6 protein-coding genes are annotated in these 8,605 nt (G+C 51.8%); 2 read left to right on the plus strand and 4 right to left on the minus strand.

The window, feature by feature from the left end; all coding sequences use genetic code 11:
* Window positions 1–144: 144 nt before the first annotated feature.
* From DTL42_RS16805 to mfd, 3 genes are all read right to left on the minus strand, one after another.
* Window positions 145–1,431: a citrate synthase gene (locus DTL42_RS16805; RefSeq protein ID WP_114370039.1), complete on the minus strand. Its 1,287-nt coding sequence runs from the start codon at window positions 1,429–1,431 to the stop codon at window positions 145–147.
* A 346-nt stretch (window positions 1,432–1,777) separates the two neighbouring features.
* The gene (locus DTL42_RS16810) at window positions 1,778–3,328 is read right to left on the minus strand and encodes a peptidylprolyl isomerase (protein WP_158545433.1); all 1,551 of its coding nucleotides are present in this window, start codon (window positions 3,326–3,328) and stop codon (window positions 1,778–1,780) included.
* 172 nt (window positions 3,329–3,500) lie between these two features.
* On the minus strand, window positions 3,501–6,746 hold the full coding sequence (gene mfd / locus DTL42_RS16815; protein WP_234824241.1) for a transcription-repair coupling factor: 3,246 nt from the start codon (window positions 6,744–6,746) through the stop codon (window positions 3,501–3,503).
* A 94-nt stretch (window positions 6,747–6,840) separates the two neighbouring features.
* On the opposite strand from mfd, the gene DTL42_RS16820 reads away from it, so the two are divergent.
* Together DTL42_RS16820 and DTL42_RS16825 are read left to right on the plus strand one after the other, a co-directional pair.
* Window positions 6,841–7,512, plus strand: a complete 672-nt coding sequence (locus tag DTL42_RS16820; RefSeq protein ID WP_114370043.1) for a hypothetical protein — start codon at window positions 6,841–6,843, stop codon at window positions 7,510–7,512.
* A 95-nt stretch (window positions 7,513–7,607) separates the two neighbouring features.
* Window positions 7,608–8,234: a DUF1349 domain-containing protein gene (locus tag DTL42_RS16825; RefSeq protein WP_158545434.1), complete on the plus strand. Its 627-nt coding sequence runs from the start codon at window positions 7,608–7,610 to the stop codon at window positions 8,232–8,234.
* Between the two features lie 131 nt (window positions 8,235–8,365).
* On the opposite strand, the gene DTL42_RS26635 is transcribed toward DTL42_RS16825, so the two are convergent.
* Window positions 8,366–8,605, minus strand: a 240-nt coding sequence (locus tag DTL42_RS26635) for a hypothetical protein (RefSeq protein ID WP_214608590.1), incomplete at its 5' end; no start/stop codon positions are given.

Consider the following 8,605-nt stretch of genomic DNA (forward strand, 5'->3'; position numbering starts at 1 on the left):
GCGGATTTAGGTAAACTTTTCCGGATACGCTGACGCTATCGCAGCAGTTATCAGAAAAAATCGCCGCCACGGCTCAAGTTACCGGCTCCGAGCGCGGACACGAAGATGTCCGCGCCATGTAAGAAGTGATAGCAAGTCTAGCGTCTATCGTTTTTCGATCGGGACAAACTCCCGTTTCTGTTGACCAGTGTAAACCTGGCGAGGTCGGCAAATCCGTTTAGTCGGCGAGCCGTGCATTTCTCTCCAGTGAGCAATCCACCCTGGCAGACGTCCCATCGCAAACAACACCGTGAACATCTGAACCGGAATTCCGATGGCTCGATAGATCACGCCGGAATAGAAGTCGACGTTGGGATAGAGCTTACGTTCGACAAAGTATTCATCGTTTAACGCCGCGTATTCCAGCTTTTGCGCCACCTCGAACAAGGGATCCTTGATATCCAACTTGTCGAGCAGCCGATCGCAAGCTTTTTTGATGATCGTCGCTCGCGGATCGAAGTTCTTATAAACACGATGTCCAAAGCCCATTAAGCGGACTTTGCTCTTCTTATCCTTGGCTAGTTCGACATACTTATCGACGTCGCCACCATTTTCGATGATTTCTTCCAGCATGTTCACCACAGCTTCGTTGGCACCGCCATGCAGCGGTCCCCACAAAGCACTGATCCCTGCTGAGATCGATGCAAATAAGTTCGCATCGGCCGATCCCACCATTCGCACAGTGGAAGTGCTGCAGTTCTGTTCGTGATCGGCATGCACAATCAACAGCAGGTTGAGGGCATCGACAAAGTCCGGATCAACATGAAATGGTTCGCTTGGCACAGCGAACATCATCTGCAAGAAGTTCTCGCAGTAAGATAGATCGTTCTGAGGATAAATGAACGGCTGACCGAAAGACTTCTTGTAGCTATAGGCCGCAATCGTCGGTAGTTTGGCCAACAACCGATGGATCGAAACTTCCACTTGCTCTGGGTCGTGTGGGTCGAGCGAATCTTGATAGAACGTCGACAAAGCGCTCACCACGCTCGACAAAATCGCCATCGGATGAGCATCGCGTGGAAAGCCATCGTAAAACGACCGCATATCCTCGTGCAGCATCGTGTGGCGACGAATCGAATTGCGGAAGTTGGTGATTTGCTCTTCAGTGGGAAGCTCGCCGTAAATCAGCAAGAACATCACTTCCACGAAGTCGCAATTGGCGGCCAAATCTTCGATGGGATAGCCACGGTAACGTAAAATCCCAACTTCACCATCTAAATAGGTGATTGCGCTGGTGGTTGACCCAGTGTTGACGTAACCTTCGTCCAAGGTGATGAAGTTGGTCGAGGCTCGCAACTTCGAGATGTCGACCGCCTTCTCATGCTCGGTTCCTTCAACAACCGGCAGTTCGATCTCATTACCTTCGATGATAAGCTTGGCATTCTCGGACATGCAGACTTCCTCACAGGGGCGTGCGCAGTTTATCCCGACAGGCTTGCCGGGCAGCATTTCCGCGGAGATGGACGCATCGGCAGAAGGTCGATGCTGCGAGTAGTCGGCGCGGAAGTAAACTCTGAATGTTATCTTTTGACCGCTACTTTACTCGATTGTAGAGGCCAACAAAATAGGCGGTACTCCGGAATCATACCGCATAAGTACCACTTATCTTAGCCGTGCTACCGAAAATCGGTATGCTCGCTAAATTCTTCGCGGCTAAGCCCTGCCAGAAAACTAGAATCTTGGGGGGAAGCGTGGCAAAATCTGATAATTACAGCATCTTTTCATGCCGCCATACCAGCTACCTGGGTGGTGTGTTCTGATTCTCTTCGTCGAAAATGGTCCAAACCTGTGCCTTCGCTTTCACTTCCTGAATGTACGCTTCGGTGGCTTTTTGTTTCCGCTGCTTCTTAATTTGCTCTTTGATTTCGACCTGAGCTTCGGTGAAGGGGACCATTCCTTCCTCTTCTCGCTCGACCACGCGAACAATATGAAAGCCCTCTTGGGATTCAATAATTGGGCTCAACTCGCCTACCGGCAGCGTAAAGATTGCTTGATCGACCGTTTCATTCTTAAGGCTCCCTTTACTAGTCCAATCGTATTGGCCACCCCGAGAAGCACGAATTCCTTGCGATTCACGTTTAGCCACCGCATCTAGCGGAGCCCCGCGTAACACGCGGTTTCCCATCGCGGCCATTGCTTCCCAGGCAGCTTGCCGATTTGGAAACTCTGAGAACTTCACCATTAACTGCTCCCACTTGGCCCGGGCAGGCTTCTCGTAGTCGCTGGAATGCTCGCTGTAAAAGTCAAGCATTTGCTGATGGGTGACTTCTTCGTCGCTCCGGACGTGCCGCTGAATCTGTTGATAGGCCACGACTTGTTCAACGTAACGTTGCTTCTTCTTTTCTAACGAGCTTCCCGTTTCCCGCAGTTTCATATCGAATTCGGCCCGGGACTGTACTCCAGCTTCCTTTAGGTCCGATTCCAGCTGATGCTCGTAGTAGTTCTTGTCCAGCATCTGCTGCATGTCGGCACGACGATCTTGCGGCACATTACGGAGAAATTCGAGGTAGACAATCTTGACATCGATCATGCCAGGCAACATTTGCTTGAGGGCTTGCTCTTTAAATTTCTCGATGTCATCTTCGCGCACGCTGGCCAACTGTTCTTCTGTCAGCGACTCCAACTTTTGCTTAATTATTTGATTCACAGGGCCAAGCACGTCACCAGCCAGGATAGGCTCGCCATTCACGATGGCAACAATTCGTGCCGGTTTAAATAGATCGTTCTCGTCGACAGCGGGCGTTTGCTGCGGAAGATTCGCGACATGGGCAACTTCAGCTGGTGCTGAATAACCTGGCGAAACCATTTGTGTGTTTGGATAGCTGGCCGGCATCGCAGGCGCATCATTAGCCGCTGGCATTTGATTTTGCGGAGCAGAATAGCCTGAAAACTGCCCTGCAGCTGGTTCGTACCCGTAGGCTGAATTGTTCCCCGTCGAGGGATAGACCCCGGTCGCAGGGTAGCTGTTCGTTTGAGCCGGATAAGTAGCCCCTTGGGATACAGCGGCAGGATAGGCTGCTGGATAGCCAGCCCCGGCAGGAGGTGCCATTCCCATGTTCGATCCCATCGTGCCTTGACCGTAGGCTTGCGAATTAGGTGGCGAATAGCCAGTCGGTTGCGTTTGCGTCGGTCTCGCTGGCACATTGGCCATGCGATACTGCGGCTGGCCAGCGCCACGTCGCTCTGCAAACGGATCGGGAGGCGTTGCTTCTGCAGTCGCCTCCTGTTTCCAAGGATTCCACCGAGAAGGCCAACCGAACTGTGCGTTTGCCGCAGATGGTAAGACCAAGCATGCTCCCACAACGAGGCCGGCAAGAACGATACGAGACCGGACCGATTTGTTTGTCAAATGCGTTGCTGAGATCACGTTGTTTGAAGTCCCATCCATGAGCAAACCTTCAGGCAGTGGCGTCCTGCCACATTTCGCGCGAGAAAAAAGCCGGCGGAGTATAGAAACGCAGTTAACTTGGCTGCAACATCAGTCTGGCAAAATCGAGCAACTTTGAGCCATCCATGCTGGAATCGGGCAGCGGAATGTATGCTTTTGAGTCATCCACAATGCGCAGCTTTTTCCCTCGCAGCTTTGCTAGCTGTTCGATACGCGACCTATTTGTATATACGAACACCAGAAAAGTTTGATCGACTTCCTCTTCGATATAAATCGAAGACACTTGCCAGAAAGCAGCATCTAACTTCAACGTAACGAGTCGCAACAACTCGTCCACAACTTCCGGCGGCGAACCAAAACGGTCGCGAAGTTCTTCTCGTATCTGATTTAGATCGTCATCGGACGCAATCCGCGTCATTCGTCGATACAAGTCAATTTTTTGCCGCATATCACTGACATAATCATCCGGCAGGTAGGCTTCCACCGGCAGATCGATGTCGACGTCAATCGATAATTTCGGAGGTAATTTTTGCAACCGCCGTACGGCACTTTCCAGCAGTTGGCAATAAAGCTCGTAACCAACGGTGGCAATATGTCCACTTTGCTGAGTGCCGAGAATGTTCCCCGCGCCCCGGATTTCCAGGTCTCGCATAGAAATCGCGAAGCCAGCCCCCATGTGGCTGAACTCTTCGATGGCATGCAAGCGTTTGCTAGCAATTGGCGTAAGATGCTTGGCTGGCTCTAAGAGCATGTAACAATAACCACGATGATGCGATCGCCCGACTCTGCCTCGCAGTTGATGCAAATCGGCCAAGCCATATCGGTCAGCCTCGTCAACAAAGATCGTATTCGCATTTGGAATATCGAGCCCGCTCTCGATGATCGTCGTCGCCAGCAGCAAGTCGAATTTCCCCTCAATAAAATCGACCATGACCTGTTCGAGCGCCCCTTCGGCCATCTGCCCGTGACCGATTCCGATTTTTGCTTCTGGTACGATATGCTGCAACTTGGCCGCAACGACTTGAATGTCCTGTACCCGGTTATGCACAAAGTAAACCTGCCCACCACGGTTCAACTCACGCAAGACCGCGTGGCGAATTAACTCGTCACTCCAGCGAGAAACTTTGGTTTCGACTGCAATGCGGTCCTTCGGAGCCGTTTCTAAATTGCTAATATCGCGGACACCCACTAACGACATATGAAGTGTCCGCGGGATGGGTGTGGCGGTCATCGTCAGGACATCAACGGTCGTACGCAACTGCTTCAAGCGTTCCTTAACTTCCACACCGAACCGCTGCTCTTCGTCGATGACCACCACACCTAGGTTTTGAAAGACGACATCTTTCGAGGCCAGGCGATGCGTCCCGATTACGACATCAACGGTTCCGTCCTTCAGGCCCTTAATCACTTCCCGTTGCTCTTTCGCAGTGCCAAAGCGGCTTAAACGCGCGATCGAAAAAGGAAACTCCGCCATCCGCTCGCGGAAGCTTTTATAGTGCTGCTCGGCCAAGATTGTCGTTGGCACGAGTACGGCCACCTGGTATCCGTTATCTACGGCTTTGAAAGCTGCCCGCATGGCAACCTCGGTCTTTCCAAAACCAACGTCACCGCATAACAGACGGTCCATTGGTCTCGGCTGCAGCATATCTTGCTTGATCGCTGAAATCGCCAAGAGCTGATCGTCCGTTTCCTGATAGGGAAACGAGGCGTCGAACTCATATTGCCAGTGGGTATCTTCCGCGAAAGCAATACCTGGGCGACTTTTCCGCTCTGCTTGAACATGTAGCAGGTCAGCCGCCAGATCTTTTACTGCCTTCTCGACGTTCTCCTTCTGCTTTTTCCAGACCACACCACCGATGCGGGCCAAGGGAGGACGCGTTTTACTTCCTCCGACGTACTTCTGGACCAGATCGATTTTCGAGGCCGGGACAAAGATCTTCGTTTCGCCATGAAACTCAAGGACCAAATGTTCTTCAGCACTCCCCTGCTTATCAATGAGCCGCAGCCCGCGATACCGTCCAATTCCATGCCCAAGGTGAACGACAAGGTCTCCCTTCTTCAAGTCGAGAAAACTATCGATCACCTTTCCTAGGCGTCGTGTCTTCGTCCGGTGTATGGCCCCCCGGTGAAAGATTTCGTCGCCACTAATCAGCACCAAGCGACCTTCGCGAAAACGAAACCCTTGGTGCAGCACCCCAAGCACATAATGCAGCCGCCCCGACTTGGCGACCTCGGTGGCATCCAAAATTTCGCGCAGCCGTTCGACTTCGGCCTCCATGCGGCAGACAATGATGACATCTAAGCTTTGGCTTACGACATCAAGTTCACCACGCACCCGCTCGATATCGCCACTGAACTGCTCAACCGACTCGAAGTTCAGATTCGCCGTTACGTTAAAAGAACCACTGGAGATTCCCGCCAACGATACTTTGCGAAATGCGTTTAGCCGAGCGATCGTTTCTGCGAACTCAAACGCATCACGCACATCGTCAACACGTTTGAGATAGTCGTCTGCAGTTTGCTTCATCTGATCAGGTTCGATCAGCAAAAAGACCGTGTCCGCTGGCAAGTAATCGACAAAACTGCCTTGATAATCTCGCGAGTGCCGCAGCGCCGTTATGTCGATTTGCTTTAATGCTTCGACACTACGCTGTGTTTCTATGTCGATTTCACGAATCGATTCGATCTCATCCCCAAACAGCTCGACGCGAACCGGACCATTCCAATCAGGGGCGAAAACATCCAAAATTCCGCCGCGGAGCGAAAACTCACCAGGTAATTCGACCGCGCTAGTCGAATGATATTTATGCGTCAGCAACCATTTCGCTAGTTCTTCAGGTTCCAGCCGTTGCCCGATCTCTAAACGACGACTGTTGGCACGAATGTTCTCTTGACCGGGAACCGGCTGAATCAAACTCTCGATCGAAGTAACCAGTAACGCTGGACATTGGTCGTAGACCAGTTGCTTTAAGATCCGCAGTCTCGCTGCGTAAATCTCGTCGTGCAATCTGCGTTCGTCCGGCGACGATTCCCAAGCCGGAAAAGAGGCAACCTCGGTATCGGTGAACAGCGGCAAAGCATCGGCCAGCTTGTCGATTTCACTCAAATGAGGAGCGATCAACACAATCGGGGACGTGACTTCCGCACGAATCGCAGCAGCCACTAGCGCGCACGCTGACCCCCAGACTCCTTCCAGCGAGACATCATTCCCTTGGTTCAGGGCTTGAAGTACCTGCTGAAACGACTCGTTCTGCTCAAAACATTGCGGCAGGCTTTTGAGCATCGCCGCCGCTTGCTGGGATGTCGCAAGGCTCATCATGAATAGCTGTGAATTTTAGGGGGGATGTTAGAATCGGGCCAAGATGACCTGCGGTAGTTTTGTGTTCTTTTTGTATTTCAGAAGGAGTCCCTTCATGCACCTGCGCTTCATGCTGAGTCTGACAATCTGCAGCCTCTTTGCCTCACTCCTCATCGCTGAGGATATCCCAGGCTGGGGGACCTTCGTCGATCCGGTAGGCAATTGTCCGGTCGATATCACCAAATCGGGCATCACCATGGAAGTGCCTGCGGGCATACACGACATGAACCCTTACTTACGCCAAACGAATGCTCCCCGTATCTGGCAGGAAGTTACTGGTGATTTTCTGTTTGAGGCCCGAATGCTTGATTTTCCCCGGCCCCAGGCAAACACCGGAGCCAATGGGCATCAAAGCTACATCGCTAGCGGACTGCTTGTGTGGCAGGACGAAGGCAATCTATTGCGTTGGACACGTTCGGCCAGTGGCGAGGCCAATCAGATCTATTTGAGTTGCGAGCAATACAAAAACAACGCCATCGTTGGCGGTGGCAACTTTCCCCTTGAAGACAAACCTGTTTCCCTGCGAGTTGAACGAAGAGGAGACCGGATACGTATGTGGGCTACGTACGACACAAACGGCTGGAAAAAACTCTTAGACCGACAATGCGACTACTCCAAGAGCCTGCACGTTGGCGTTTTTGGTCTCAACGTGACTGATAGGGATGTCGAATTCCGTTTTGAAGATGCCTATCTGCTGACCGAAAAACGCCAGGAACAAGGCGAATAGCAACCAACAACCAACGTTTATCCCCTTACACAGACAGCACTTAAGACGCATAAGACGACATGCACATATACTGCCGCACAAAATCCAGCCTAGTCATGCCACTTCTCCTCGCGTTCTTTTGCAGCCCCTTGGCCGCCCAGGAATTCCCTGGCTGGGGAGAGCTGGTAGATCCGGTCGGCGACTGTCCAGTCGACCCTCTGCCAGATGGAATCCAGCTAACCATCCCCGCTGGCATTCATCAACTGAACCCCACCATGGATACCGTGAATGCACCTCGGGTTTGGCAATCTGTGGAAGCTGACTTCCTCTATGAAGTCCGCGTAAAGGACTTCCCACGCCCTGAAGCGGACAGTGGAGCCAATGGAAATCGCAGTTATGTCGCCGCAGGAATCGTGATTTGGCACGACGAAAACAACTTCCTGCGCTGGACACGTTCGGCAAGTGCTGAAAAGAACGCCGTTTACCTAAGTTGCGAACAGTTTGAAAACGGAAAACATGTCGGAGGTGGGTACTTCCGCATGAAAGACGAACCAATTTGGATTCGCGTCGAACGAAGAGGAAACACACTTCGCATGTCTGCCTCCGACGACGGGAAGAAGTGGCAACAAGCAATTGAGCGTGATTGCACCTTTCCAACAGCGCTCAAAGCGGGCGTATTTGGACTGAACGTGACGGAAAAGGAGTTCCAGTTCCGATTCAGCGATGGATACCTACTCAAATAACAGTGAGCAACTAGCAGAAAAGACCGCTCCGCTATTGTCCTCAAGCAAGTTCCCGAGACATTCCCGAAAGTTTTTCATCGCCCTAACACATTACCAGGCACCACGTTACAGATCATTTTGATTTTTGCCGCTCAATTTCCCGCCACCCCCGTTTGACAACAGGGCCCCGGCGGTGATACATTGCGTCCTTCCAGTTGAGGGTAAGACCTTGACAGGGAAAACTCACTTCCCAAACGAAGTGCGATTTGATCTTTGACAATTTGGTTGGTAGATGGCATTTTGTGTGACGAAGTGCTGTTTGATTGAGTTGCTTGTCGCTTGACGAGTAACGCAACGAACAAAGCTTTGTCGCCTAAAAACGATGCAATTTC

Source organism: Bremerella cremea (genome assembly GCF_003335505.1).
Classification (GTDB): domain Bacteria; phylum Planctomycetota; class Planctomycetia; order Pirellulales; family Pirellulaceae; genus Bremerella; species Bremerella cremea_A.